The organism is Catenulispora sp. GAS73, assembly GCF_041262085.1.
In the GTDB taxonomy this organism is placed as follows: Bacteria; Actinomycetota; Actinomycetes; order Streptomycetales; family Catenulisporaceae; genus Catenulispora.
On the sequence record NZ_JBGCCM010000036.1, the window covers coordinates 59,996 to 85,953 of the forward strand.

Annotated in this window: 21 protein-coding genes; 11 read left to right on the plus strand and 10 right to left on the minus strand. The window is 71.2% G+C overall.

The window, feature by feature from the left end:
• Positions 1-3: 3 nt before the first annotated feature.
• The gene (locus ABH935_RS39840) at positions 4-1,542 is read right to left on the minus strand and encodes a FadD3 family acyl-CoA ligase (RefSeq protein ID WP_370383159.1); all 1,539 of its coding nucleotides are present in this window, start codon (positions 1,540-1,542) and stop codon (positions 4-6) included.
• Between the two features lie 116 nt (positions 1,543-1,658).
• On the opposite strand from ABH935_RS39840, the gene ABH935_RS39845 reads away from it, so the two are divergent.
• The 3 genes from ABH935_RS39845 to ABH935_RS39855 are packed head-to-tail and all read left to right on the plus strand — an operon-like array spanning position 1,659 to position 4,054.
• Positions 1,659-2,816, plus strand: a complete 1,158-nt coding sequence (locus ABH935_RS39845; RefSeq protein WP_370383160.1) for a lipid-transfer protein — start codon at positions 1,659-1,661, stop codon at positions 2,814-2,816.
• A 31-nt stretch (positions 2,817-2,847) separates the two neighbouring features.
• Positions 2,848-3,270, plus strand: a complete 423-nt coding sequence (locus ABH935_RS39850) for a Zn-ribbon domain-containing OB-fold protein (RefSeq protein ID WP_370383161.1) — start codon at positions 2,848-2,850, stop codon at positions 3,268-3,270.
• Positions 3,263-4,054, plus strand: a complete 792-nt coding sequence (locus ABH935_RS39855; protein ID WP_370383162.1) for an enoyl-CoA hydratase/isomerase family protein — start codon at positions 3,263-3,265, stop codon at positions 4,052-4,054. Before ABH935_RS39850 ends, ABH935_RS39855 begins: the two co-directional genes overlap by 8 nt.
• A gap of 369 nt (positions 4,055-4,423) precedes the next feature.
• Here ABH935_RS39855 and ABH935_RS39860 read toward each other — a convergent pair whose 3' ends face one another.
• On the minus strand, positions 4,424-4,942 hold the full coding sequence (locus ABH935_RS39860) for a hypothetical protein (protein ID WP_370383163.1): 519 nt from the start codon (positions 4,940-4,942) through the stop codon (positions 4,424-4,426).
• A 120-nt stretch (positions 4,943-5,062) separates the two neighbouring features.
• On the opposite strand from ABH935_RS39860, the gene ABH935_RS39865 reads away from it, so the two are divergent.
• The 6 genes from ABH935_RS39865 to ABH935_RS39890 all read left to right on the plus strand — a co-directional run bounded on the left by ABH935_RS39865 (position 5,063) and on the right by ABH935_RS39890 (position 11,642).
• Positions 5,063-5,833, plus strand: a complete 771-nt coding sequence (locus tag ABH935_RS39865) for an SDR family oxidoreductase (protein WP_370383164.1) — start codon at positions 5,063-5,065, stop codon at positions 5,831-5,833.
• Between the two features lie 82 nt (positions 5,834-5,915).
• Positions 5,916-6,569, plus strand: a complete 654-nt coding sequence (locus tag ABH935_RS39870) for a TetR family transcriptional regulator (protein WP_194907186.1) — start codon at positions 5,916-5,918, stop codon at positions 6,567-6,569.
• 89 nt (positions 6,570-6,658) lie between these two features.
• Entirely contained in the window at positions 6,659-8,167 is a 1,509-nt protein-coding gene (locus ABH935_RS39875; RefSeq protein ID WP_370383165.1) for a class I adenylate-forming enzyme family protein, read from the plus strand.
• 120 nt (positions 8,168-8,287) lie between these two features.
• On the plus strand, positions 8,288-9,943 hold the full coding sequence (locus tag ABH935_RS39880) for an acetate--CoA ligase family protein (RefSeq protein ID WP_370383166.1): 1,656 nt from the start codon (positions 8,288-8,290) through the stop codon (positions 9,941-9,943).
• 95 nt (positions 9,944-10,038) lie between these two features.
• Entirely contained in the window at positions 10,039-10,866 is an 828-nt protein-coding gene (locus tag ABH935_RS39885) for an enoyl-CoA hydratase/isomerase family protein (protein ID WP_370383167.1), read from the plus strand.
• A gap of 206 nt (positions 10,867-11,072) precedes the next feature.
• Positions 11,073-11,642, plus strand: coding sequence for a flavin reductase family protein (locus tag ABH935_RS39890; protein WP_370383168.1), 570 nt, complete (start codon positions 11,073-11,075; stop codon positions 11,640-11,642).
• 4 nt (positions 11,643-11,646) lie between these two features.
• On the opposite strand, the gene ABH935_RS39895 is transcribed toward ABH935_RS39890, so the two are convergent.
• Genes ABH935_RS39895 through ABH935_RS39905 form a run of 3 tightly spaced genes read right to left on the minus strand, consistent with a single transcriptional unit; the run spans position 11,647 to position 15,773 of the window.
• Complete coding sequence (locus tag ABH935_RS39895; protein WP_370383169.1) at positions 11,647-13,692, minus strand: hypothetical protein; 2,046 nt, start codon at positions 13,690-13,692, stop codon at positions 11,647-11,649.
• Positions 13,693-13,716: 24 nt separating this feature from the next.
• Entirely contained in the window at positions 13,717-14,796 is a 1,080-nt protein-coding gene (locus ABH935_RS39900; protein ID WP_370383170.1) for a Zn-dependent alcohol dehydrogenase, read from the minus strand.
• On the minus strand, positions 14,793-15,773 hold the full coding sequence (locus tag ABH935_RS39905; protein WP_370383171.1) for an SDR family oxidoreductase: 981 nt from the start codon (positions 15,771-15,773) through the stop codon (positions 14,793-14,795). Before ABH935_RS39905 ends, ABH935_RS39900 begins: the two co-directional genes overlap by 4 nt.
• Positions 15,774-15,898: 125 nt before the next feature.
• Between ABH935_RS39905 and ABH935_RS39910 the strand changes: the two genes are divergently transcribed.
• Complete coding sequence (locus ABH935_RS39910; protein ID WP_370383172.1) at positions 15,899-16,834, plus strand: cyclase family protein; 936 nt, start codon at positions 15,899-15,901, stop codon at positions 16,832-16,834.
• Between the two features lie 14 nt (positions 16,835-16,848).
• On the plus strand, positions 16,849-17,187 hold the full coding sequence (locus ABH935_RS39915) for a nuclear transport factor 2 family protein (protein WP_370383173.1): 339 nt from the start codon (positions 16,849-16,851) through the stop codon (positions 17,185-17,187).
• 59 nt (positions 17,188-17,246) lie between these two features.
• On the opposite strand, the gene ABH935_RS39920 is transcribed toward ABH935_RS39915, so the two are convergent.
• The 5 genes from ABH935_RS39920 to ABH935_RS39940 all read right to left on the minus strand — a co-directional run bounded on the left by ABH935_RS39920 (position 17,247) and on the right by ABH935_RS39940 (position 25,868).
• The gene (locus ABH935_RS39920; RefSeq protein WP_370383174.1) at positions 17,247-20,153 is read right to left on the minus strand and encodes a LysM peptidoglycan-binding domain-containing protein; all 2,907 of its coding nucleotides are present in this window, start codon (positions 20,151-20,153) and stop codon (positions 17,247-17,249) included.
• Between the two features lies 1 nt (position 20,154).
• Entirely contained in the window at positions 20,155-22,161 is a 2,007-nt protein-coding gene (locus tag ABH935_RS39925; protein WP_370383175.1) for a CpaF family protein, read from the minus strand.
• Positions 22,151-22,999 (minus strand): hypothetical protein, encoded by an 849-nt coding sequence (locus ABH935_RS39930; protein WP_370383176.1) that lies wholly within the window; start codon positions 22,997-22,999, stop codon positions 22,151-22,153. The genes ABH935_RS39925 and ABH935_RS39930 overlap by 11 nt, the downstream gene beginning before the upstream one ends.
• 569 nt (positions 23,000-23,568) lie before the next feature.
• The gene (locus tag ABH935_RS39935) at positions 23,569-24,615 is read right to left on the minus strand and encodes an acyl-CoA dehydrogenase family protein (protein WP_370383177.1); all 1,047 of its coding nucleotides are present in this window, start codon (positions 24,613-24,615) and stop codon (positions 23,569-23,571) included.
• The gene (locus ABH935_RS39940; protein WP_370383178.1) at positions 24,615-25,868 is read right to left on the minus strand and encodes an acyl-CoA dehydrogenase family protein; all 1,254 of its coding nucleotides are present in this window, start codon (positions 25,866-25,868) and stop codon (positions 24,615-24,617) included. The genes ABH935_RS39935 and ABH935_RS39940 overlap by 1 nt, the downstream gene beginning before the upstream one ends.
• Between the last annotated feature and the right edge of the window lie 90 nt (positions 25,869-25,958).

Here is a 25,958-nt window from a genome sequence, read left to right on the forward strand (position 1 = left end):
ATATCACCGCAGCTCGCGCTTGAGCACCTTCCCCAGCGAGCTGCGCGGGAACGCCTCGACCACCTCGACGTGCCGCGGCACCTTGTAGTTGGCGAGGCGTTCCTCGGCGTGCGCGATCAGCGCGTCCGGCTCGATCCGCTGCCCCGGCACCGCGATCACGAATGCCTTTCCCACCTCGCCGAGCCGCGCGTCCGGCACGCCGACCACGGCCGCCTCCTGGACGCCCGGGAACGTCAGCAGCACCTGCTCGATCTCCGCCGGGTAGGCGTTGAAGCCGCCGCAGATGAACATGTCCTTGATCCGGTCGGTGATCCGCAGGTTCCCCGCCGCGTCCAGTTCCCCGACGTCCCCGGTGTGCAGCCAGCCGTCGGCGTCGATCGTCTCGGCGGTGGCTGCCTCGTCCTCGAAGTAGCCGTGCATCACGTTGTAGCCGCGCACCAGGATCTCGCCGGTGTCCTCGGCGGTCCGCACCTCGACCCCGTCGATGGCGCGGCCCGAGGTGCGGGCGACGACCTCCGGGTCGTCGCCGTCGCGGGACATGGTCACCACGCCGGTCGCCTCGGTCAGGCCGTAGGCGGTGATCACCGTCGACAGGCCCAGCGTGTCCCGCATCCGCTCGATCAGCTCCACCGGGATCACCGCCGCGCCGGTCGCCGCCGCTCGCAGGGAACTGGGATCGTGCTTCGCCAGGTCCGGGTGCGCTAGCAGCATCTGGTATACCGCCGGGGCCGCCGGGAACACCGTGATCTGCTCGCGCTCGATCGTCGCGAACAGCGCCTCGGCGTCGAACGAGGCCAGCGGGACCATCGTCGCCCCGCGCGTCAGGCAGGCCACGATCCCGGCTTTGTAGCCGAACGTGTGCGAGAACGGGTTCGCGATCAGGTAGCGGTCCCCGGCCCGCAGCCCGACGATCTCCGACCACTGATGGAAGGCGCGCGTCGTCTGTCCGTGCGTGGTCTGCACCCCCTTCGGGGTGCCGGTGGTCCCGGAGGTGAAGAACAGGTCGCCGGGCGATTCAGGGGTCAGCGCCGCCGCCGCCTCGTCGAACAGCGCCGCCGGCACCTTCATCCCCGGCGCCCGGAACTGCCGTCGCGACACCACCGGCGGCAGCCCGCCGTCGGTGAACGCCGTCATGACCTCCAGGTCCGGCAGCCCGTCCCGGATCGAGGCCAGCTGTCCCACATAGTCCACGCCCAGGAACTCCCCGGACACCGCGACCAGCTTCGTCCGCGACTTCTCCAGGATGTGACCGACCTCGGCCGCCTTCAGCCGGGTGTTCAGCGGCACCAGGATCGCGCCGACCGACACCGCGCCGAGCGCCGTCACGATCCACTCCGCCGAGTTCGGGGCCCAGATCGCCACGCGGTCGCCGGGCGCCACGCCCCAGGCGATCATCGCCCGGCCCGCCTGCTTCACGCGGGCCGCGAGGTCGGCGAACGTGAGGCGCTGCTCCCCGTCGACCACCGCCTCCCGCTCGCCGTGGTCGGCGGCGGCCCGCGCCACCAGCTCCGGGATCGTCGTCGTGCCGAGCTGCACCGTCATCTTCAGCGGCCTTTCGCACAGAGGAACGCAGAGGTACGCACAAGGAACTTGGCTCTGGCACCGTGCCGGGGCCCATGATAGGCAGATATCTGACGCAGCGTCAGATGGGAAGGTGCATGAATCCGACGTCTTTGAAGGACCGGGCCGCCATCGTCGGCATCGGCCAGACCGAGTTCGCCAAACACCTTGAGCCGTCAGAGAAAGCGCTCGCCTGCCGGGCCATAGCCATGGCGCTGGACGACGCCGGCATCGCCGCCCACGAGGTGGACGCGTTCGCCGCGTACACGATGGAGGCCACCGACGAGGTCGAGATCGCCAAGGCGGTCGGCGCCGGAGACGTCACCTTCTTCTCCCGGGTGGGCTTCGGCGGCGGCGGATCGTGCGCCACCGTCGGCCACCTGGCGATGGCGATCGCCACCGGCCAGGCGAGCGTGGGCGTCGCGTGGCGCTCCCGCAAGCGCGGCAGCGGGCCGCGGCCGTGGACCGACACCGTGAACCAGCTCGCCACGCCGGCGCAGTGGACCCGGCCCTTCGGGCTGCTGCGGCCGGTCGACGAGATCGCCGTCCTGGCCCGCCGCTACATGCATGAGTACGGCATGACCCGCGAGCAGTTGGGCGCGGTGGCCGTCGCCTGCCGCAACCGGGCCAACGCCAATCCGGCGGCGATCATGTACGAGCGGCCGCTGACCATGGATGACTATCTCAGCGCCCGCATGATCTCCGATCCGTTGTGCCTGTTCGACAACTGCCTGGAGACCGACGGCGCCCTGGCCGTCGTCATGGTCTCGGCCGAGCGGGCCCGGGACTGCCGCGGCGAGCCGGTCTACGTCCACGCCTTCGGCCAGGGCCTGCCAGCCCAGCACCACGGTATGGTCAACTACTGGAACGACGACCCGCTGGCCGGGCCGTCGTGGACGGCGGCGAAGCAGCTGTGGAAACACGCCGACTTCGGCCCCGCCGACGTGGACGTGGCGCAGATCTACGACGCCTTCACGCCGCTGATCCCCTTGTCCCTGGAAGGCTACGGCTTCTGCGGCAAGGGCGAGGGCGGGGCCTTCGCCGACGACGGCGGACTTGAACTGTCCGGGCGGCTGCCGATCAACACCTCCGGCGGCGGCCTGTCCGAGGCCTACGTCCACGGCTTCAACCTGATCAACGAGGGCGTGCGGCAACTGCGCGGCACCTCCACGAACCAGGTCGCCGGGGCCTCGACATGCCTGGTCACCGCGGGCGAAGCTGTACCGACGTCGGCTGTCCTGCTGCGCCGGGGCTGACCACACTGCACCGAACGGAGGGTCACCCACGATGCTCAAACCGCTCGTCGACGACGACGGCGCGCCGTACTTCGAGTACGCCGCGAAGGGCGAACTGCGCATGCAGACGTGCGCGAACTGCGGCGAGGTGCTGTTCCCGCCGCGGCCGATGTGCCCGAGATGTCAGGGCACTGAATTCGAGTGGAAGCTGATGTCCGGCCGCGGGCACGTCTGGTCCTTCGCGGTGCCGCGTCCGCCGTTGCTGCCGGACTACGCGGCGCTGGCGCCGTATCCGGTGGTCGTCGTGGAACTGGAGGAGGACCGGCGGCTGCGGTTGGTCGGGAACCTCGTGGCGTCCGAGGGCGCCGCGATCAACTCGGTGGATCCGGCGACGGTCGAGATCGGGCAGCCGGTGCGTGCCGTGTTCCAGGAGATCGAAGGGCTTTTCGTGGCGGCCTGGACGCCGGATGAGTGACTTGGAGTTCAGTACCCTCCTGTACGAGGAGCGGGACGGCGTCGCGTGGGTGACGCTGAACCGCCCGGAGCGCCACAACGCCTTCGATCTGGCGATGGCCGACGAAATCCACAGGCTGTGGAAAACCTTGCGGCACCGCGACTCGGTGCGCTGCGTGGTGCTGACCGGCAGCGGCGACAAGGCCTTCTGCACCGGGATCGACCGGGACGCGGTGGTGCCGCAGCCGTCGTCGCCGTTCATGGTCGACGACCCCGGCGTGGCGCTGGGACCGAAGACCGCCGACCTGTGGAAGCCGGTCATCGCGGCGGTCAACGGGATGGCCTGCGGCGGGGCGTTCTACCTGCTCGGCGAGTGCGAGTTCTTGATCGCCGCCGAGCACGCCACGTTCTTCGACCCGCACGTCACCTACGGCATGGTGATGGCGTACGAGGCCGTGCACCTCGCGCAGCGCATGCCGCACGGCGAGCTGGCGCGCCTGGCGTTGACGGGCACGGCCGAGCGCATGACCGCGCGGCGCGCCTACGAGATCGGTTTCGTCAGCGAAGTGGTGCCGGACAACGCGGCGCTGCTGGCGGCGGCGGAGCAGGCCGCGCGGACCGTCGCCGAATCCGAACCCTCCGCGGTCGAGGGCACGGTGCGCGCGGTCTGGGCCGCACGCGAGATGGCCAAGGGACAGGCGCTGGGCCTGGCTCCGCATCTGGTGCAGCTCGGCAACCTCAGCGCGGAGCAGCAGGCGGAGCTGTTCGCGGCGCGGGCCAAAGGCGGCGGCTGGCGTCCCCGCTGAGGCGCCGGAGGGGTCGCAGCCTTTCGCCGCTGGGGCGAAACGCTGGCCGGGTTCGAGCCCTGACTCGTAATCTGCGTGTCGCAGTCAAGGCGTGGGTGGCCGCGGGATCGGCACCCACAACCCGGCTGACGATCCCCCCGGGTCAGCCGGGATCGCGGCTGGAGCCGTGTCGGGCTCCAGCCGCTTCCGCGTGTCCGTTGTCGGCATTCGGCTACTGACAAACCGCAACGCGTAACCGCAGCTTGCGTATGTATTCAGTCTTCAACGCAAACCATGGTCAAGATCCCTGGAAAGCGCTACTTTCGACGCACGATGGCGGCCGAGTCATCCCGCCGACCCGGCCGTCATCGTTGTCGAGCGGAGCGGGAATCAGGCGGGCAGCCGCATGGAGTCCGCGGGCGAGGCCCCCGGTACCGCGGCTACCGGTGCCCCCGTCGGAGCCGGGACCGCGGCCGGCAGCACCGTCGCCATCGGAACCGCCACCGGCAGGTTCAGCGGCGTCGCGGTCCGCGGCGGCCGCAGGCTCCGGTGCGGCTCGCCGGCGGTCCCGGAGCCGTTCGGCCCGGGCAGCCCGCAGCTTGCCGTCTCACCGTCCGCCGGCTGCGCCTGGCCGTAGATCCGGGGCTGGTGCTGCGCGGCCCGGCTCAGGGCCGCGGCCAGCCGTCGGGCGGCCGTCGGGCTGATGCGGCCCACGGTCACCATCGGCCGTCCGTACACGTTCACGTCACCCCGCAAGCGCGGGATCTCCCCGGCCAGCCCGAGGGCCGCCAGGGCGGAGCGCAAGAGCTCCGTGGCCTCGATGGCCTCGGCCCACGCCAGGCCTAAAAAGGGTTCGTCGTCCCCGCCGCCGGCGGGGTCGATCTGCGGTACTGCGGCGGATTCGCCCATCGTCGTCATCTCCTCCGGACTGTGCAAGAGTCGACAACGCACATCGGTCACGGTCAATCGACCGGACGGGTGATGCTGAGGTGCTTCCGAGTAAAAGCCGCCTCTGATACACACGGGGGTGTGACGTCGTTCACCGGAAGGGTCGCCGTCGTCACCGGCGGGACCAAGGGCATCGGACGGGCGGTCGCGGCGCGCTTCGAAGCCGCCGGAGCCACCGTGGTGACGCTCGCACGCACCGAGCCGGCGCAGGCCGTCGGTCGCTTCATCGCCGCCGATCTGGCCTCGCCGGCGGACATCAGGGCCGCCTTCGCGGCGATCGCGGACGAGTTCGGGCGCGTCGACGTGCTCGTCAACAACGCCGGCGGCGCGCGGCCGGGCCGGGCGCTGGACTACCCCGAGGACGCGGCCCGCGCCGCGTTCGATCTCAACGTGCTGGGTGTCCTGCACGCCGCGCAGTGCATGTACCCGCTGACGCCCGAGCACGGCGGCGCCTCCATCGTGAACATCGGCTCGGTGGCCGGCACCCGGCCGAGCCCCGGTACGGCCGTCTACGGCGCCGCCAAGGCCGCGCTGGCCTCGCTCACCAAGAGCCTGGCGCTGGAGTGGGCGCCGCGGGTGCGGGTGAACTGTGTGGTGCCCGGACCGGTGCTCACCGAGTCGCTGACCGCCTACTACGGCGGCCCGGAGGCTGCGGCGCTGGTCGGCCAGGGGCTGCCGATGGGGCGGATGGCCGAGCCCGCGGACATCGCCGGAGCCTGTCTCTACCTGGCCTCCGACGAGGCCGGCCAGGTTTCCGGCGCGGAACTGCTGGTGCACGGCGGCGGTGAGGCGCCGCGCTTCAACCGCGAGTCCGGGGCGGCGGGCCGCGGCATCACGACAGCCGGGAAGTGACGAGCATGATAACTAATCCCGATCATGGACGATCACCCAGGTCTGCACGAGGTAAGGGGCCCAGACCGCATAAACTGACGACATGACAGCTCAGCAAGTGCGCACCGTCGACGGGCGGATCGCGGGCAAGCGCGGCCAGGCCACCCGGGCCCGGCTGCTGGAGTGCCTCGGCGAGATGCTCGTCGGGCAGCCGTACCGCTCGATCACGGTGATCGACGTGGCCCGGCTGGCGGGCACCTCCCCGGCCACGTTCTACCAGTACTTCCCGGACATCGAGTCGGCGATCATCGAGATCGCCAACGACATGGCCAAGGACGGCGCGCACCTGAAGGAGCTCGCGGACGGCCGCACCTGGTCCGGCCGGGCCGGCATGCAGGCCGCCGAGGCGCTGGTCGACGGGTTCCTGGAGTTCTGGAACGAGCACGAGGCGATCCTGCGCGTGGTGGACCTGGCCACCGCCGAGGGCGACAAGCGCTTCCACAAGATCCGCATGAAGATCCTGAACAACGTCACCATCTCCCTGGCCGACGCGATCACCGAGCTGCAGTCCGCCGGCAAGGCCGACGCCGTGATGCCGCCGACCGCGACCGCCGGCGCGCTGGTGGCGATGCTGGCCTCGATCTCCGCGCACCAGCGGGTCTTCGAGGCCTGGAGCATCAAGCTGGCCGAGCTGCGCGCGGCGATGATCGGGCTGGTGTTCATGGGGATCACGCAGAAGAAGCCGGTCGCGGTCTAGCGCTACGCCGCGCCTTCGGATTAGCTCCCGGAGGAAGGGGAAACCCTGACCCCGAGTCAGATCGGTACCCATCCCCTCAGGGAGCTCCGATGACGTTCCTCGCCCTCGCCGTCCGCAAAGCCGCCCGGGAGCACGGCGCCGCCACCGCGCTGGTGGCCGCCCGCGGTCCGCTCTCCTTGTCCTTCCAGCAGCTCAACGCGGCCTCCGAGGCCATGGCGGCGCGGCTCGCGGTGCGGGGCGTCGGTCAGGGCCAGGTGGCCGCGTTGCTGTTGCCCGCCTCCCTGGACTACGTAGTCGCCTACTGCGCGCTGGCGAAAGTCGGTGCGGTCACCGCTGGGGTCGGCGCGCACTATTCGCCTTCCGAACGGCAGGCGATGCTCGACCGGATCCGGCCCGATGTGGTGATCGGGACCGAGGAGCTGCTGACCGGCCGGCTGCCTGACGCGCAGATCATTCCGGTCCGGCAGGCAGAGGACCGCCGGGAGTTCGCGGCCGGACTGCCGATGCTGGGTCGCGAACGGCGGCGGACCTTTCCCGGTCCGCGTTCTCACAACGGCTCCGAGACCATCGTCTTCACCTCCGGGACCTCGGGCCTGCCGAAGGGCGCACTTTTCGGCGCCAAGCAGATCGCTGCGATATCCGAGATCGACAACCGCGCGCAGTCCGCGCCGATGCCGCTGCTGGTCGCCACCGGCCTGAACCACGTCGGCTTCATGACCAAGCTCGCCGGGCACCTGCTGGCCGGCAACCGGCTGCACATCCTGCCGCACTGGCGGGCCCAGGAGGCGCTGGGCCTGATCTGTGACGAGGGCGTGCCGGTGATAGGAGGAGTGGCCGCGCAGGTGGCCCTGCTGCTCCGGGTCCCCGGGCTGCGCGACTACCGCACCGACGCCATCAAAGCCCTGATCATCGGCGGCGGCCCGTCCCCGGCGGAGCTGGTCCGGCGGGCCCGCGAGTCGTTCGGCGCGGCCTACTCGATCCGTTACTCCTCGACCGAATCCGGCGGCCTCGGGACGTTGACCGCCTTCGACGCGCCCGACGAAGAGCTCTTCAACACCGTCGGCCGCCCGCGTGAGGGCACGGAGATCTCGATGCGCGACGAGGAGGGCAAAGAACTCTCGGACGGGGAGACCGGCGAGGTCTGGATCCGCTCGGCCTCGGTGATGTCCGAGTACTGGCACGACCCGGCCGCCACGCGCGCGGCGCTGACGCCGGACGGCTGGCTGCGCACCGGCGATGTCGGCCTCCTCGACGACACCGGCTGCCTGCGCCTGGCCGGCCGGCGCGATGACATGTTCATCCGTGGCGGCTACAACGTGCATCCGCAGGAAGTGGAGGCCGTCCTCCAGGAGCACGCCGGGGTCCGCGAGGTCGCCGTGGTCCCGCGCCCGGACGCGGTGATGGGGCAGGTCGGGGTGGCGTTCGTGGTGCCGCGCGATCCCGACGCGCCGCCGACCGTCGAGGAGCTGCGGCTGTTCGCCGGGTCCCGGCTGGCCAAGCACAAGCTGCCGGAGGAAGTGCGGGCCGTCCCGAGCCTGCCGTTGACCGCCGGGCAGAAGGTGGATCGTTCGGCATTGCGAAAGCGGGTCGGCTCATGACGAACAAATCTCGGTGAACACAAGATCTCTTGCTTGTTACCTCTGTGCTAAATCGCATCGCCGTCCTAAACTGACGCAGCGTCAGGTTACTTGTCAGTCGGCTCCTGAGAGGGCGGTGCGATGCCTGCCACCAGCGTCATGACTACCGAGCAGATCAAGGTGACCCGGCGTCGGCCTGTTTCCGAGGACCGGCGCCAGCACCTTCCGGCTCGGCCGCTCGATCCCGATCCGGCCCCGCTTGCCCCTGCTATAGCGCTCATCACCACCGGCGCGCACACCGGATGCCCGCTGGTGACCGCCGATGAGCTGGGCGTTCCGGTGGCCGGCTGGACTTACTGCGGCCCCGGCGAGGACGGTCCGACGTTTGCGGACACGGTCGAGGCGTTCGCTCAGGCGGACGGCGTCGGCGCGATCGCCGCGTGCGTGGACGCGATCGGCACCGATCTGGACGGCAGGGCGCTGATGCGGGCCGCGCAGGCCGCGTCCGGGGCGGGACGTCCGCTGGTCGTGCTGGCCACCGGCGCAGACCGGGTGATCGACGCGGTGCTGCGGCAGGCCGGGGTGATCCGGGTCGAAGGCTTCGACCAACTGCTGGACTGCGCCGCCACGCTGGCCCGCTTCCCGCGTCCGGCGCAGCGTCCCGGTCCGGTCCGGATCGCCGCCGACTCCGGCGGCGCCGCCACGCTCCTGGCCGACCTCGCCCGCCGCGCCGGCCTGGAGGTCGAGGACGCCGGGCACGCCCCGGACATCACCGAGCTCGCCGCGCGCCCCGGCGCCGGGATGCTGCTGTACGCGGTCACCGAGACCGGATCCTCCGGCGAGTGGACGGCCGCCGCGCTGGTCGAGGCCGCGCGCGAGAGTGACACTCCGATCGGCGTGGTCTGGTGCTCCTCCGGCGGCACCGAGACCGGCTATCGCCTGATCCTGCAGCGCTCGCCTGAGATCGCGACGTTCCGCACGCTCACCAACGCGGTCGCGGCGGCCAAGGCCTACTACGACCACTGCGACTACCGCTTCCGGATCCCGTCGCTGGTCGAGGACAACGCGATGGCCGGGGTGAAGGCGCGCCAGATCCTGACCTCCGGCGGCGCCCCGGGCACGGTCCGCAAGCGGGACACCGACCCGGCCAAGGGTCTGTCGGAGTCGCAGACCCACCAACTCCTGCGCGCCTACGGCATCCGCACTCCTCGGGAGCAACTGGTCACCAGCGCGGCCTGGGCCGTGCGCGCCGCCGCCACCATCGGCTACCCGGTGGTGATGAAGGCGTCCGTGGCCGGGCTGCCGTCGGCCTCGGCGGCCGGCCTGACCCGCACGACCATCACCTCGGCCTCGCAGGTCCGGGAGAACTTCAAGGACCTGATGGATTCGGCCGGCCGCCAGGGCTACGGGACGCTGGACGGTGTGCTGATCGGCCAGCAGATCACCGGCGGCGTGGACACGATGGTCGGCATCCGGCGCGACGACCGCTTCGGCCCGGCCGTGGTGGTCGGTGTCGGCGGCGCGTACGCCGAGACCCTCGGCGATGTGGCGATCCGCGTCGCCCCCTTCGACGCGCACCAAGCGCACCGCATGCTCGACGAGCTGCACTGCCTGCCGCTGCTCACCACCGCCGGCGCCGACCTGGAGGCGCTGGCCGACACCATCCTGCGGGTGCAGCGCATGGCGCTGGACCTCGGCGACGTGCTGGAGAGCTTCGACATTGCGCCGCTGCGGGTGCTGGGACGCGGCGGCGGGACTGTGGCGCTGGACGCTTCGGCGCACTTGATCGTGCGCTGAGACACCGATAGAGACATAGACCGGTCTGGCGCCGGAACGCTGTCGTGCTGCCGCGCGACCGCGGTCCGGCGCCGACTCGTTCGATGGGAGACCACATGTCCGAGGTATCCGAGGTACCAGAGCCCTCGCTGGAGGAAACCGTCCGGCACTCGCTGTCCGGCGGCGTCAGCTGGATCACCCTCGACCGCCCCGAAGCCCTGAACGCGATCACCGCCGACCAGCGGGACCGCCTGATCGCCTTGCTGCGCCAGGCTTCCGCCGATCCGCTGACGCGCGTCGTGATCCTCACCGCCACCGGCCGCGGCTTCTGCACCGGTGCGGATCTGCGGCCGCAGCCGGGCGCCGTGCCGGCCGCACCGCGGCCCGGCGACGTCGCCCGGACCATCCGCGACGGCGCGCAGGCTCTCATCGCCGCGGTGCTGGACTGCGAGAAGCCGGTGATCGGCGCGGTGAACGGCATCGCCGCCGGCATCGGCGCGCATCTGGCGCTGGCCTGCGATCTGGTGATCGCGGCCGAGTCGGCGAAGTTCATCGAGATCTTCGCCCGGCGCGGGTTGGTGCCCGACGGCGGCGGTGCGCATCTGCTGACCCGGCTGGTCGGGGTGCACAAAGCCAAAGAGCTGATGTTCTTCGCCGACGACGTGCCGGCCGCCGAGGCGCTGGCGCTGGGGCTGGTGAACCGGGTCGTGCCGGACGCCGAGTTGGAGAAGGCCGCGCGCGAGTGGGCTGAGCGGCTCGCGGCTGGGCCGACGCGGGCCTTCGCGCTCACGAAGAACCTCGTGAACCGCGCGCTGGAGGTGGACCGCGCCACGGCCTTCCGCGAGGAGGCCGACGCCGTGGAGCTGAACATGGCGACCCACGACGGCCGGGAGGGCGTGCGGGCCTTCGTGGAGCGCCGTGCGCCGGAATTCACCGGGCACTGATCGCTGTTACACCTGCTACCACAGGGTTCTGTGATGTCCGAAGAGCGTTCGGTATGTCAAACGCCGTCTCTCTTGACGGGTCGTCAGTTCCCATCCATATTGGCGATGTCCGTCCACGTATGCTGGGTCGAGCTGCACTTTTGATATAGCGAACGAGCTGGAGCACCGCGCAGCCGCACACAGCGTGACACCTAGGGGCTGGGACCATGCCTGCACAGGCCACCGCACGCGAGCACGCCGGGCGTGTCGCCGACGTCGCCGACGTCGCGAACGCTGACGCCGACAAGGCCGCGAACACCCGCGCCGACGGCACCGCCGTCGCCGTCGCGGACTACCGCCGCGTCCTCGGCCACTTTCCCTCCGGGGTGACCGTCGTCGCGTCCGAGGACGCAGACGGGCCCGTGGGCTTCGCGTGCCAAGCGTTCTCCGCCTTGTCCCTGGACCCGCCACTCGTGCTGTTCTCCGTCGGCCACACGTCCACCACGTGGCCGCGCATAGAGGCCACCGGCCGCTTCTGCGTGAACTTCCTCGCCGCCGACCACGAGCAGCTGTGCCGCGCGTTCGCGGTCAGCGGCGGCGACAAGTTCGCCGGCGTCGAGTGGAGCCACTCCGAGCTCGGCTCCCCGATCCTGGCCGGTGCGCACGGCTGGGTGGACTGCACGATCGAGGCCACGTATCCCGGAGGAGACCACACGATCGTGGTGGGGCGCGTGCACGGCCTGGACGCCGACGGCGAGTCGACGCCGCTGATCTTCCACCGGGGGGCGTTCGGCTGACGCCTCAGCGGGTGGGTTCCTTCCACACGACCACGCCGTCCTCCATCGTTCCGGGGGCGATCGCCTGGTCCAGGAAGGTCTTGACGGCCGCCAGGTTCTGGGTGCCGTCGGCCATGACGACGCAGTTCGCCTGCCACGTGGCCAGGTCCAGCTTCACCCGGTTCTGGATGGACGGGGTGATCGTCGGGGTGGCGCCGCCGCCGTTCTTGAAGATGTACGACAGCCACTGTGCGGTCCACAGCACGTTGTTCTTGCCCCAGGCGACCTGCTTGTCGGTGGGCGAGGTCGGCGCCATCACCGGGCCCTGCGGGATGTCGAAGCCGGCGTCCGCGGCCGTCGACCAGGTCTGGTTGGTGCGGTCTCCGCCGTCGGACAACGGGACGCCGACGATCGTGTCGCGCCCCGGCGAGACGCATTCCTTCCAGGCGTTCGACGTGAAGTACTCCGGGATCGGCGTGCGCGGTGAGGTGTCGAACACCCTGGGGATCAGCGGGATCAGCGCCGCCGCCACGCTGCCGAACACCACGCCGCGCAGCACCTGCCGCGGGTGCAGGACCGCCTTGTCCAGGCCGAGGGCCAGCAGGATGCCGATGATCCAGCTCACCGCCAGCGCGCTGCGGATCGGCAGGCTGGAGGAGAACAGCGGCAGGTGCTGGATGTGCGCCCACACGCCGTCCGACGGCAGCGGCCACCACCACCAGGTGATGGGATCGTGGTCGAACACCGGCGTCGGGCCGACGGACAGCGCCACCAGGGCCAGCGCGGCGATCAGCAGTGCCCGCACGGCCACGCCGCGGATCAGCCACACCGTCAGCAGCGCCACCACGAGCAGCAGCGCCCAGCCGACCAGCGCGGCCTGCTCGGTGCCGCCCGGCGCCAGCGGGTCCAGCTTGGCCGGGTCGCCCCACAGCTCCAGGTTCGGATACACCGCGTAGGACTTCAGATCCGCCGCGTAGTAGGCGATGTCGAACGGGATGCCCTTGAACGACATCGGCCCGAAGAACTGGAACGACAGCGGGTACGCCAGCAGCGCACCGGCCGTGAGGATCGCCACGCCGGCGCCGCGCAGGAAGGTCGCGGCCTCGGCCCAGGACTGCCGCGGCCGCTGCGCGACGTAGGCCACGAAGAACAGCAGGAAGCCCATCGCGGTCAGGAACAGCAGTTCCTCGCCGACGAACACCTGCGCCGCGATCAGCACGCCGAGAACGATTCCGTTGCGCACCCGGTGCTCCGGCTCGCGCAGGCGCAGCACCCCGGCCAGGATCAGCGGCACCAGCCACTGTCCGGCCAGGTTCGGGTGCGCCAGCGAGTGGGACATCATCGACGGCGAGAAGCCCATGAACAGGCCGCCGACGAAGGCCGCGGTCTCGGTGCGGACCACGTGCCGGCGCAGGAACCAGCGCCAGGTGATCGCGGTGGCCGCGAGGTTGAAGGTGGTCAGCAGGGCGAACGAGACCGGCGCGCCGAACAGGTAGGTGATCGGGGCCAGGACCGCCGCCGGACCGATGATCTGGGGGTTCCCCGCGAGGTTCATGCCGTCGGGGGCGTTCATCGTGTGCGTGAACAGCGGGTTCTGGAAGTGGATCAGCGCGTGCTCGACCGCGGTCAGCTGCCACTCGAAGTAGAACTGGTCGTAGGGGTTGCCGGCCAGGACGCTGGCCACCGGGTGGAACAGCAGCTTCCAGGTGAGGAAGCCAGCGACCACGATGTAGCAGAGTGAGAGCAGCAGGCCGGTGCTGGGATTGAGGAGTTCCTCGACGACGCGGTTCGCGGCCCGGGCCAGGGGGTTGGTCGAGTCGATCGGGAAGCCGTGCGGCGTGGAAGTTTCTTCGGCGTCTTCGGTGTGGTCGGCGGCGGTAACCGAGTCGTCATCGGTGTACGTGTCGTCCGCGACGTCCCCGACAACCGTGGCTCGGACGCTTTCGGTCTCGACATCGTCGCGCGTCGGTTGTCCCGGGACGGAAGGCTGCGAGGGCGTGGACGGTTCCGTGAGCAGTGCGGCTTCGCTGTCGTGCTCCGGTGCGCCCTGCCCGCTCGGGCTCTCCGTCACGGCCTTAGCTTCCCCTCGTAGGTCTCAGAGCAAGATGACCCCTCTTGCCAATGAGCCGCTCTCCAGGTCGTGGATCGCCTCGTGGATGTGCTCCAGAGGGTAGGTCTTTGTGACCAGTTCGTCCAGGAGAAGCTCACCCTTCCGATAGAGGTCGACATACCTTTCGACGTCGAACTGGGGGTGTGAGGTTCCGTATCGGCAGCCCATTATTGTTTTGTCCATATACATCCCGGACACGAGGAACGTCCCCTCGGCATCGCTGCGCGGCACACCGAGCAGCACCGCGGTCCCGGACCAGGCCAGCAGGTCGGTCGCGGCGCGGATCAGCGCGGGATGCCCGACGCACTCGAAGACGTGGTCCGCGCCGCGCGGGAGCAGGTCCTTGACGAGTTGGACCACGTCCTGGCCGCTCGGGTCGACGAAGTCGGTCGCGCCGAACCGCCGCGCCGCCTCCTCCTTGCGCGGGTTGGTGTCGATCGCGACGATCCGGCCGGCGCGGGCGATCCGCGCGCCCTGGATCGCGTTGAGGCCGATGCCGCCGACGCCGATGACCACCACCGTCTCGCCGATGCCCACTTTCGCCCGGTTCAGGACCGCGCCGACTCCGGTCAGGACGCCGCAGCCGACCAGCGCGGCCGAGGCCATCGGCACGTCCTCGGGGATCGGGACGGCCTGGACCTCCTTGACCACGACGCGTTCGGTGAAGACCGAGGTGTTGGCGAAGGAGAACAGCTTCTCGGCCGAGCCGTCGGCAGCTTCGCGCGTGAACGGCTTGCTGATCTTGCCGAAGGTCGCGCGGCACATCGTCGGATGGCCTTTGCTGCAGGCCGGGCAGACCCCGCAGTGGTTGATCGTGGTGAGGCAGACGTGGTCGCCGGCTTTCACCCGGGTCACTGCCGCGCCGATCTCCTCCACGACGCCGGCTCCCTCGTGGCCGAGGACGGCCGGGCCGGGGAACGGGATGGTGCCGTTGACGACGCTGAGGTCGGAGTGGCACAGACCGGCGGCGCGGATGCGGACGACGATCTCGTCGGTGCGCGGGCCGCGCACCTCGATACCGTCGACGACTTCCAGCTTGCCGTCTTCGAAGACCGCGGCTCTCATGAGGTTGCGCCTTCCTGTCCGGTCTCGGATGCCGTGCGATCCTCGGATGCTGTTTGTCCTTCGGGGGCTGTGTGGTCCTCAGTCGCTTTGCGTTCCTCGGTGGCCTTCGCGTAGGCGGCCATCTTGGCGATCATCGGCATGGTCTCGACGCCGACCGCCTCCGGCAGCCGTTTCGCGATCGACTCGGCGGTCCAGGGTTCCTCGCCGTACATCGAGCGGATCTCCTGCGGCTGGTTCCACACCGCGATCCGGCGGCCCGCGACCGTGTAGATCTGGCCGGTGATGTCGCGCGCGGCCTCCGACAGCAGATAGGCGACCAGCGGGGCGACGTCCTCCGGCTCGCCCATCTCGGCCATGTCGAACGGGACGTTGGCGCTCATCCGGGTGCGGGCCACCGGCGCCACGGCGTTCGCGGTGATGCCGTACTTGCCCAGGCCCAGGGCCGCGCTGCGGACCAGGCTGACGATGCCGCCCTTGGCCGCGCTGTAGTTGGCCTGCGAGACGCTGCCGGCGTGGTTGCCGGAGGTGAAGCCGACCAGCGCGCCGCCGCCGGCCTTGCGCATCACGGCGCTGGCGGCGCGGAAGACGGTGAACGTCCCCTTCAGGTGGGTCTCGATGACCGGGTCCCACTCCTCCTCGGCCATGTTGAACAGCATCCGCTCGCGCAGGATCCCGGCCACGCACACCACGCCGTCGAGCCGGCCGTAGGCGTCCAGCGCGGTCTGCACGATGCGGTGCCCGCCGGCCATGCTGGTGACCGAGTCGGCGCAGGGGACCGCCTGTCCGCCGGCGTCCCGGATCTCCCGCGCCACCGCGTCGGCGACCTCGCTGGACGGCTCGCTGCCGTCGATGGAGACGCCGTAGTCGTTGACCACCACCGAGGCGCCCTCGGCGGCGCAGCCGAGGGCCACGGCGCGCCCGATGCCGCGGCCCGCGCCGGTCACCACGATGACCTTGCCTGCCAGGAAGTCGGCCACCTTGCTCGCTCCTCGAAGAGATCTGACGGTACGAATCTGACGGCATGTTAGCTAAGGTTCGTGACAGTGGACAGCACCAACTGACGCTGTGTCAGATATCACTGGGAGCACCTGGGAGCACCGCGATGCCGCTGCCCGAGCAGTTCACCGACCTCGCCCGCCGCGTCAACAACTGGGGCCGCTGGGGCCCCGAAGACGAACGCGGGACCTTGAACCTGATCACGCCCGAGCGGGTGGTGGAGGCGGCGTCGCTGATCCGCGCCGGCCGCCGCTTCAGCCTCGCGGTGCCCCTGGACGAGGACGGCCCGCAGATCGGCATGATCGAAGGGCGCGACAACCCGAAGCACACCATGATCATGGTGAACGCGCAGGTGATGGGGGAGCAGCACGCGTTCCGCACGTCGGACGACCGGGTGGAGATGGGACTCCAGGCGTGCACACACTGGGACGCGCTGGCACACGTGTCGTACGAGGGGCGGCTGTACAACGGCTTCGACGCCTCGGAGATCACCGCGGCGGGCGCGGCGCACTGCGGGATCGACAAGGCGGGGCCGGTCATCGGACGCGGCGTCCTGCTGGACGTGGCGCGCGCCCTGGGCGTCCCACGACTGGGAGATGCGGCGCACGGCCACGCGCTGACATCGGAAGACCTGGACGCGGCGGCGGAGTTCGGGAAGGTACGGATCCGCCCGGGCGACATCGTGCTGCTGCGCACCGGCGCGATGACGGCGCTGAAGGCGGGGGACAAGCTGGCGTACAGCTACCCGACGTCGGGACCGTCGATGCGGACGGTGCCGTGGTTCCACGCGCACGACGTGGCGGCGGTGGCGACGGACAACGTGGCCTTCGAGGTGTACCCGCCGGAGCGCGAGGACGCGCAGCTCCCCGTGCACCTGCTGCACCTGGTCGAGATGGGGATGTTGCAGGGGCAGAACTGGGACCTTGAGGCGCTGGCCGAGGACTGCGCGGAGGATGGGGTGTACGAGTTCTTTCTGACGGCTTCGCCGGAGCCCTTCACGCGCGCGGTCGGGGCGCCGGTGATTCCGGTGGCGGTGAAGTAGGGGCGCGGCGTGGAATGATCATGTATATGACCGATCCTCGCGAAGTCGTCGAGCAGCAGCTCGCCGCCTACAACAGCCACGACATCGACGCCTTCGCCGCCATGTACGCCGAGGACGTCGTCGTCAACCGGAGCGACGGCAGCCGGCTGGAGGGACGCCAGGCGCTGCGTGACAGGTACGCCGGACAGTTCGCCGAAGGCCGCTGCCGGGCGGAGATCCTGGCGCGGCTCAGCGAGGGTGATTGGGTGGTCGACCACGAAGTCGCTCATGGGCTGGCCGACGATCCGATCCGCGTTCTGGTCGCCTATCGGGTGCGCGGCGGTCTGATCGACCGCGTCGACTTCCACGGCTGAGACAGCGCTCGCTGGACCTGGTGGCCGTCGCTGGTCGCGCTGGTCGCGCTGGTCGCTGGTCAGCTCCGCGCGGCCGCCTGCGCGACGTCCCGCAGCATCGCGGCGGTCTCCGGTTGCAGCGGCAGCCCTTCGCGCTCGGCGTAGCCGAGGAGGGTGTCGGCGTGGCGGCGGGCCGCGGGGAGGTCTCCAAGAGCGGCCAGGGCGGACAGGAGGTCGCGGTACAAGAGTTCTGATTCGGGGGCGGCTGCCAGGCCGCGCAGGGCCGCCTTGCGGGCGCTGCGGGGGCTCTGCTCGCGCAGGCACGCCTCGGCGACGTAGTGGGCCGTGTCTATCGCCAGCGCCGCCATTTCGTGCCGGAGGGTTTCGGCCCAGCCGTAGCGGCGGAGCGGGGCGTCTTCGAAGGGGCGGCCCCGGAGCAGGCTCAGGGCGCCGACCAGTTCGCCGTTCTGGGTGCGGTGCACGAACTCCAGCCAGTCGCAGGACACTGACGGGGCGAGGGTCACGCTCTCCGGCGTGATCCGGAGCAGCTGCTCTCCGTTGGCGTCCGCGCCGAGGACTTCGCGCAGCTGGATCACCAGCGCGTCCACGATTCCCAGCGCGCCGGCGCGGGCCGGCCACAGGTCCGCGGCCAGCTGGTGCATCGAGCATCCCGGGTGCAGGATCACGTACGCGGCGATCTCGGCGAGCTCCGGCGTATCGTCCGCCGCGCCGGCGAGCACTATCGGGCCCAGGACCTCGATCGCGTACGACGGACCGAGCACGACGGACTCGTCCGGTGTCTCGGCGCGGTTCGGCCTCCCCGCCGCGGCCGCCCGGCGCTGACTCCAATAAGCACCCTGCCACTGCCCCGGCTTCCGGGGCGTCGCCATGCGGGCGGGCTCAGGCAGCGCCGGCGAAGAGGACGGCGGCGCCGGCCGACCCGGTCGCGCATCCGTCGGGGCGTGAGTGCTCTGCGCGCCCGGCGCAGCCAACGCGGCGCGTCCGTGCTGGCCCGGCAGGTCCGCCTCCATCCCCACCAGCCGATCCTCCGCGCGAGGTGGCGGCGGCTCCTCCTCGCCGTCCGCCGCCGGATCGAACTGCGGCAGGTTCGCCGGCTTCAGCGCCAGCCGGACCTGCTTCGCCGTCCCGGGCCCCGGTAGCGGCGCGGTGGTCGTCGGCAGCGCGGTCGGCAGCAGCGCGTCGACTCGGAACAGGTCGTCGACAGGCACGCGGAAACGGTTCGGCTGCACTGGATCCGGCGTCGCGATCAGCTCGACGCGCTCGGCCGGATGCGCCTCGGACCAGGACGAAGAAGCACTCCCGGCGCCGGCTCCGCGCCGATCGCCCGCCGCGCCGGCAGCGCCACCACTGGTCCCCCGCCCCGCGACATGCCGCCGGGGATGTGCGGGCTTCCGCTTCGGCAACGGCGTCTTCGCCCCCGACGCCTCCACCTCGGCCGCCGCGGCCGCCGGCAGGTTGAAGGCTCCGTCCCCGGTCGGCGCCGGCTTCTCCTGATCCGAATCCGCCGCTGACAGCTCCCGCACGGCCGCCGCGTACCGCTCCTCTCGCAGCGCCTGCACCCGCAGCGCGATCCCCGGCACCCCAGCCTGCGACCTCGGCGTGTGGAACGCCGGCGCGCCGATCGTCCACGGCGAGAGCAGCTGCTCGCGGTCGTCGGCCACCGCCACCACCGCGATCGACGTCCGCTGCCGTCCCGACAGCAGGTGCCGCAGCCGGTGCGTGAGCCGCAGGTCCGGCGCCACCGCCGAGAGCAGCACGTGCGTCTTCGTGATCGGCGCCAGCTCGTCGTCCGGGTGTGTCCGTGCCTTGCGCACCGTCACGCCGCGCCGGTCCAGCACCGCCTCGACGCCAGCTGACCAGCGCGCCAGCGCCTCCACGGCGCGCACCAGGTCCTCGGTGTGGTTCAGAGTCCCCGGCGCGAACAGCGGCGGCAGCTCCGCCCCGAACCCGACGAGTGTCACCTCGACCTGCTCGGCCGCCATCCCGGTCGCGAGCTCCACGGCCATCGCGCGCAGCACCGACACCGCCTCAGCCTCCGGGGCCAGCAGCGAGACGCCGCCGGTGGCCTCCAAATCGACCAGGACCGTGTCGTCCTCCCCGTCGAAGCCCAGCGACACCAGCGCCGGATACGGCGCCGGCGCGTGCCCCGGATGCGAACCGACCTGCGCCCCGAGCGGGCAGATCCACACCCCGGGACGCTGCGGGTCCGCGTAGAACGGCGCGACCGGCGGCTGCGGGCGCGCCAGGTGCAGCTCCAGGCCGTGCGACTTGAGCACCGTCGTGCTGATGTCCGGCAGTCCCCGGTCGGCCTTGGTCAGCCGGGCGCTCAGGGTCCTGAGAGCGGCGTCGATGAGAACCTGGCCGGTCGGGTTGTCGACGCGGCTCAGCTCCAGCTCCCACTCCCCCGGCCGGCGCATCGAGATCCGCTCGCCGGGGCGCCGCCGCATGACCTTGCGCAGCCGCCGGTCCCCCAGCGTGCCCAACACGCCCGCGGCCAGCAGCCCGCCGGTCGCCGCGACCGTCTTGCCGGAGTCGTTGCGCGTCGTGGCGAACGTGGACTCCCGCCGCGAGTCGCCGGCCGTCGCCGCACCACCGGCGGCATCGCCCTCGGTCCCGGTAACACCGGAACCGCTTGAACCAGCGCCCGCTTCAAGTGCCAACCGCCCGCGCTCGCCGGCCGCCGGCCGGTGCCGCCCCATGTCCGGCGGCATGATCAGGACCCACCCGGACTGCAGGAACTCGACGTAGCTGAACACCGTCCCGTCCGGCATCCGCCGGCCGTCGTTCAGCTCGGCGATGTCCGCGAAGCGGTTCGGATCGCCCAACTGCTCCTCGGCGATCCGCCACAGCGAGTCGCCCTTGCGCACGACATACGTCTGATACTCCGGGGCCTCCTGCCCCGAAGCCGAAACGGAAACCGCACCCGATCGCGGCCTCGCCTGCGCGACGCCCCCGTCGTCCGCCATGTCACTCCTGGTCCAACCGCCGCCGCTCGTGCAGGTACTGCCGGTCGAAGACGTCCTGTTCGGTGAGGGACGGCTTCGGCACCGGCGTCATGTTCTGGAAGCCACGGCCGCCCTCGCGCTGCTGGTGCGGCGCGGGCCGCGACACGTTCTGCGCGGCCGGCGTCGGGGCGACGTACCACTGGTCGTTCCCGTACAGGAACCACTTGGGGTCGAATCCGGCGCGCTGCAACGTCGCCAGCCGCTCCGGCCGCTGCGCGAACACCGCCCGGCCGTCCGGTCCCGGGGCGAAGACCTCGGTGACGACTGGCGCCAGCCGGTCGCCGAGCCCGTTGATCTCGACCACCCGGTCCACATAACGCGCGGTGGCGCGCGGTTCGCGCATGTCCGTCGCGGGCTCGGTGTCCATCCGGATGTCGACGATGTAGTGCAGCGTCTCGGCGGCCAGCTGGACCGCCGAGTCCCGGTTCATCGTCGTCCGCATGCACAGCATGACGAACTTGTTGAACGCCTCCCGCGAGGACCCGGAGTGGATCGCGCACAGCGCCGCCCGGCCGCCGGTCGACACCGCCTCCAGCAGCGTGGCCGCCTCCGGCCCGCGCACCTCGCCGACGACCAGCCGCGCCACGTTCATCCGCAGCGCCACCTCGATGACGTCGGACAGCGTCACCTCGCCGATCCGGCGACCGTCCGGGCCGCGCTCGGCGGTCCCCGGCCACGACTGGTAGGCGACCATCCGCGGATGCCGCCCGATCTCGTCCAGGTTGAGTTCGAACTCCGCCTCGACCGTCGCGTATCGCTCCATCACCGGTATCTCCGCGGCCAGCGCGCGCAGCAGCGTCGTCTTGCCCGCGTCGAGCGGTCCGGTGACCACGATCGTCTGCCCGGCCAGCACCGCGCTGCGCAGGAACGCCGCGATCGCCGGCGACACCATGCCGCGCACCACCAGATCGTCCAGCGTCACCTTCACGACCCGGTGCCGGCGCACCACCAGCGTCGGCCGCCGGGACACGCCGATGGTCGCGGTCAGCCGCGCGCCGCCGTCCACGGTCAGGTCGAGCAGCGGCTCGGCCGGGGTCAGGACCCGATGACGCCGGGCGGCCCAGGTCCGCATGTCGGCCAGCAGCGACTCGTCCGAGGAGGCGATCCGCGGCGCCTTCTCCACCCGGCCGTCGGTGTAGACCACGTGGCCGTCGTCGCAGCCCCGGTACTCGATGGTCTCCACGTCGGGGTGGTCCAGCATCGGGGCCAGGCCGCCCATGCCGAAGACGCAGGCGCCCGCGGCCCGGCGCATCGCGTCCTGGCGCGCGTCGTCGACCGCCTGCCCGCGCGCCGTTGCCCGCGCCGACCAGGAGTTCACCGCCTCCTCGATGACCGCCATGCCGAAGGCGCGGCGCTGCTCGTCGGTTCCGGAGTCGGGGCGCGGGAACTGTTCGGTGATCCGCTCGCGCACCTGCTTGCGGATGACGTCGACGCCGGGCCAGTCGACCGCCGAGAACGCGTGGATCCCCTGCGCGGGCTTGGGATCCGTCGGGTACTCCGAGCCGCCGCCGAAGCGGAGCGCGAGCTCGTGGCGCGAGCGGTTCGTCCCTTCGTCCAGGGGCTGTGGCGGGGCCGGAGGTTGGGACAGCGGTGCGGACAGCGGTTGGGGCGGTGGTGGCGGTGGGAGCTGGCGGCGGCTGGCGCCCTGCGCTCCTTGGAAGTGCAAGGCGTTCTCCACAAGCGGGGGCGGCGCGGGAGGCAGGGCGTGGGTGGCGGGTCTGCCCTGCGGCGGCCCGAGTTCGCGGACCGGCGCGAGCGGCGGTTTCGGTCCGGCGGCGGGGCGCGAAGGATCGGTCGACGGGTGGTTCTCCCACGGCGGGGTGCCGGGATCGGGCAGCGCGACGCTCTCCCGGTTCAGGAAGGCGATCGCGTCGCGCAGCTCCGAGACCTGGTCGCTGCGGCCGCTGCCGCGCGACCGGCCCGGCCCGCCGCCCTGTGCGTGCCTCGGGTCGTTTTTGTCAGCCGGCATGGGCGGCCTCCCCGGGTACCACCGTCAGCCGGTGGTTCGAGGCGACGGTGCGCGCCGGCGGAGCCGGGCGGTTCAACTGGCGGTCGATAGCAGCTTGCAACTCCCGGATGTCCCTCATGTATCCCGAGCGTGAATAACCGTTCGGGAGGTTCCGGCGGCCCAGCAGCTCCGCGCCGACTTTCAGGTCGTGCCGGACCTCGGCGATCACGTCGATGTCCAGCGCCTGCTCGATCGCCTCGCGCTCGTTGTGGCGGCGCGCGCCGGGCGGGATCACCACGCCGGCCAGGCACCAGCGCGGGTCGGCGTGCGGCCGGGCGGCGGCCAGCCGCTCGGTGATCGTGCCGACCGCGTCGTGCGCCGCGCGGATCTGCTCCAGGTGGTCGCCGGTCACCATCAGCACCAGGTCGGCGTGCTGGATCAGGGGCAGCGGCGCGTGCGCGGCGTGCAGCGGCCCGCAGTCCACGAGGACGTCCACCGTCCGCCGCTTCACCACCAGCGCGGGCAGCACCCGGGACAGCGGTTCCCAGAGCACTGACACCGCGGCCGCCTGCGCCGGCACCTGGACCCCGGCCAGGAACCGCGCCGGGGAGCTCGGGCTCAGCGGCTGGACGTAGCGGAAGACCTCCTGCCGGATGTCGGTGTGCTGGTGGATCGCGGCCAGTCCGAGCAGCCCCTTGGCCACGTCCCCGCCGCCCTGCTGGTAGCCGGCCACGATGTCGCCGTAGCGCGGGTCGCACTCGGCCAGCAGCACCGGCCGCGGCCACGCCTCGGCCAGCGCCACCGCGGTGGTGGTCACCCCGGGCGAGTTCTTGGCCGACACCAGGCAGATCATCGCCATGGCGCACCTGGGACCACGGGTTCCCGCGGTCGTCGGACCGGACGTCGGACCGGACGGCGGCCTGCCGCGGCCGCCGTCGGGGGGACGGACGGCGCGCTGGGGCCGGCGCCGCCGCCGGCGGGCGGTGGGGCGGGTGCGGTACACATCGGCTGAGCTCTTTCCCGGTTGTTCGGCAGCGCGGTGGTTCTGTGTGGCATTGCGCGGACTTATTCTGATCGTTACGGCGCTCTCGGGTTCTCGCTGAAACCAATGAGAACTCTGATTCAGTTGTAACCAGTCGCGACCGATGTAGTCCTGTGGATTCGTCGCCGGTTCGCCACCGGTGTCGCAGGGCCCTGTCGCGCTGGTGGAGCAGGGCCTCACCTGCTCCGATGTGCGGCCCCTGAGGCCGCTGGTGAGGTTCTGAGCTGGGGGTTCTCTGTGATTACGCCAGAGAACCCTGTATAGGCGCCGCGTCCCAGAGTGTCAATATTCGCCATCAATCAACGCCTGAGTGTGGGGGTGATGACCGGTCCCTGTCGCAGGCGTGCGGCGTGCCGCTGTGACGTGTGTGTCGCGCGGGATTTCCCTTACAGGGATTCGGAAATCAGGTCCGCGTGCTCCGCGGCGCGGCCGTACGCCAGGGACAGCGCCCAGGCTCGCTTGAGGTACAGGTGCAGACCCATCTCCCACGTGCAGCCCATACCGCCGTGTACCTGGATCGCAGACCTCGCATTCGCCACCGCCGCCTCGTCGGCGAGCAGCTTGGCCGTGGACACCGCGGCCGCGGCGGTCGGCAGGTCGGTGCCGTCGTGGCCGGCCGCCTCGTCCGAGAGCAGCACAGCGGCCGAGTGCACGGCGGCCCGGGCCAGCTCGGCGCGCGCGAACATGTCCGCGCACAGGTGCTTGACCGCCTGGAACGAGCCGATGGCCCGGCCGAACTGCGTGCGCTGCTTGGCATAGGCGACGGCGCGCTCGGTCAGCACCGCGGCGATGCCCACCTGGTAGGCGGCGGTGAGCAGGGCGCCCTCGCGCAGCAGCGCGTCGGCGGTGCCGGCGTCGCCGACGATCTCGCCGCGCAGCGGCTTCTGGCGCAGCCGGTGCAGCGGGACGCGGGGATCCACGGGGTGGGGAACGGGATCGGCGCGCAGCTCGATCGGCTCCACACGCAGGACCTGGCTGTGCCCGGCGACGCCGGGGGTCTCGCCGTCGACGATCTCGATGACCAGCAGCGCGTCCAGGGCGTCCAGGTGCTCCAGGATCTGTGTCTGCTGATCGCCGCATGTCAGGTCGCCGAGTCCCACTCGGTACCGGCCGCCGGCGTACTCCGGCAGCAACGGCGCGGCCAGTGCGGTCGCGGTGAAGGGGCCGGTCGCCAGCGCGCGGCCGAGTTCCTCGAAGACGTGCACTGATTCGGGGTGCCCCAGGCCCAGGCCGCCTGCCGCTTCCGGGACCCGGACTCCGAAGATCCCGAGCTCGGCCAGGTCGCGCCAGAGGGCGACGGCCACGCCGCCGATGCCGGGCTCGGGGCCTTCTTCTGTTTCCTGGCCGGGTGTTCCCGGCGCGGGGTGCTTGCTGAGGACGTCGCGGACCGCGCCGGCGAGCGCTCGCTGGTCCGGTGTCGGCCGGAAGTCCATTAGCTCGCGCCGCCTTTCGCGGCCCCGGCCCCGGCCGCTGTTGCCGATGCCGCCGTTGCCGAGGTCGAGGCCGAGGGCTCCTTGGGCAGGCCCAGGATCCGCTCGCCGATGATGTTGCGCTGGACCTGCGAGGTCCCGGCGGCGATCGTGTATGCCAGGGATCTGAGACGTTCGTAGCCCGGTTCGCCGTCGTAGGTGCACAGGTCGTCGTCGAACGACAGTGCGTCCCGGCCCCGGACATCGGCGTGGAGATCGTCAAGGTGTTGCCGGGCCTCGGAAAACCTCAACTTGAAAACTGAGGAACCGGGCCCCGGGATGCCCGCCGCGGAATGCTCGGCCTCTGAGACGTTCCGCTTCACCAGAGCCCACAGGGCGTCGAACTCGGCGGCCAGCCGGGCGATCCGGCGCCGGATCTCGGAGTCCTCCCAGGTCGCGTTCTCCCGGGCCAGCGCGGCGATCTCCACGAGCCGCCGGCGTGCCCACACCACCTCGGAGACGAACCCGGTCCCGCGCTCGAACGCGAAGGTCACCATCGCGATCCGCCAGCCGTCGCCCTCGGCCCCGACCCGGTTCGCCACCGGGATCCGCACGTCCTCCAGGATCATCTCGGAGAACTCGGTCGAGCCGCCGGCGGTCATCAACGGGCGCAGCGTCACACCGGGAGCGTCCATCGGCATGATCAGCCAGGTGATGCCCTGGTGCTTCGGACCGTCCGCCGGGCCGGTGCGCACGAGCAGTTCGCAGAAGTCCGCGACCTCGGCGTGCGAAGTCCAGATCTTGCGGCCGGTGACGACGTAGTGGTCGCCGTCGCGCACCGCGCGGGTCCGCAGCGCGGCCAGGTCCGACCCGGCATCCGGCTCGGAGAAGCCCTGGCACCAGATCTCGTCGCCGCGCAGGATCGCCGGAATGTGGCGCTCGCGCTGCTCCGGACTCGCCTCGGCGATCAGCGTGGGGCCGGCGTGCAACAGGCCGACGAAGTTCACCCCGACGTACGGGGCGCCGGCGAGTTCGGACTCTTCTAGGAAGATCAGGTGCTCGGTCGGAGTCGCGCCGCGGCCGCCGTACTCGGCGGGCCAGTTCAGGCCGGCGTAGCCGGCTTGGTGGAGCAGGGCCTGCCAGTGGGAGTCGTAGGTCCGGCGGGCCGGCCAGTCGTCCTGGGAGGGCTGCGGGTCCAGGGTCGGCAGGACGGCGCGCAGCCAGGAGCGCAGCTCTTCGCGGAACCGCTGTTGGTCCGGGGTGTCACGCAGCTGCACGGCGGGCTCCTGGCGATTTCCGACATCTGGGTCTGACTGCGGGCCAAGCAAATCTGACGGTCCGTCAGGTGAGCGTATTGCCAGAGATCG

Excerpts from the sequence above, each read along its gene's own strand:
- ABH935_RS39840 (WP_370383159.1), bottom strand. The coding sequence starts at position 1,542 with ATGACGGTGCAGCTCGGCACGACGACGATCCCGGAGCTGGTGGCGCGG.
- ABH935_RS39845 (WP_370383160.1), top strand. The coding sequence starts at position 1,659 with ATGAATCCGACGTCTTTGAAGGACCGGGCCGCCATCGTCGGCATCGGC.
- ABH935_RS39850 (WP_370383161.1), top strand. The coding sequence starts at position 2,848 with ATGCTCAAACCGCTCGTCGACGACGACGGCGCGCCGTACTTCGAGTAC.
- ABH935_RS39855 (WP_370383162.1), top strand. The coding sequence starts at position 3,263 with ATGAGTGACTTGGAGTTCAGTACCCTCCTGTACGAGGAGCGGGACGGC.
- ABH935_RS39860 (WP_370383163.1), bottom strand. The coding sequence starts at position 4,942 with ATGGGCGAATCCGCCGCAGTACCGCAGATCGACCCCGCCGGCGGCGGG.
- ABH935_RS39870 (WP_194907186.1), top strand. The coding sequence starts at position 5,916 with ATGACAGCTCAGCAAGTGCGCACCGTCGACGGGCGGATCGCGGGCAAG.
- ABH935_RS39875 (WP_370383165.1), top strand. The coding sequence starts at position 6,659 with ATGACGTTCCTCGCCCTCGCCGTCCGCAAAGCCGCCCGGGAGCACGGC.
- ABH935_RS39880 (WP_370383166.1), top strand. The coding sequence starts at position 8,288 with ATGCCTGCCACCAGCGTCATGACTACCGAGCAGATCAAGGTGACCCGG.
- ABH935_RS39885 (WP_370383167.1), top strand. The coding sequence starts at position 10,039 with ATGTCCGAGGTATCCGAGGTACCAGAGCCCTCGCTGGAGGAAACCGTC.
- ABH935_RS39890 (WP_370383168.1), top strand. The coding sequence starts at position 11,073 with ATGCCTGCACAGGCCACCGCACGCGAGCACGCCGGGCGTGTCGCCGAC.
- ABH935_RS39900 (WP_370383170.1), bottom strand. The coding sequence starts at position 14,796 with ATGAGAGCCGCGGTCTTCGAAGACGGCAAGCTGGAAGTCGTCGACGGT.
- ABH935_RS39910 (WP_370383172.1), top strand. The coding sequence starts at position 15,899 with ATGCCGCTGCCCGAGCAGTTCACCGACCTCGCCCGCCGCGTCAACAAC.
- ABH935_RS39915 (WP_370383173.1), top strand. The coding sequence starts at position 16,849 with ATGATCATGTATATGACCGATCCTCGCGAAGTCGTCGAGCAGCAGCTC.
- ABH935_RS39920 (WP_370383174.1), bottom strand. The coding sequence starts at position 20,153 with ATGGCGGACGACGGGGGCGTCGCGCAGGCGAGGCCGCGATCGGGTGCG.
- ABH935_RS39925 (WP_370383175.1), bottom strand. The coding sequence starts at position 22,161 with ATGCCGGCTGACAAAAACGACCCGAGGCACGCACAGGGCGGCGGGCCG.
- ABH935_RS39930 (WP_370383176.1), bottom strand. The coding sequence starts at position 22,999 with ATGGCGATGATCTGCCTGGTGTCGGCCAAGAACTCGCCCGGGGTGACC.
- ABH935_RS39935 (WP_370383177.1), bottom strand. The coding sequence starts at position 24,615 with ATGGACTTCCGGCCGACACCGGACCAGCGAGCGCTCGCCGGCGCGGTC.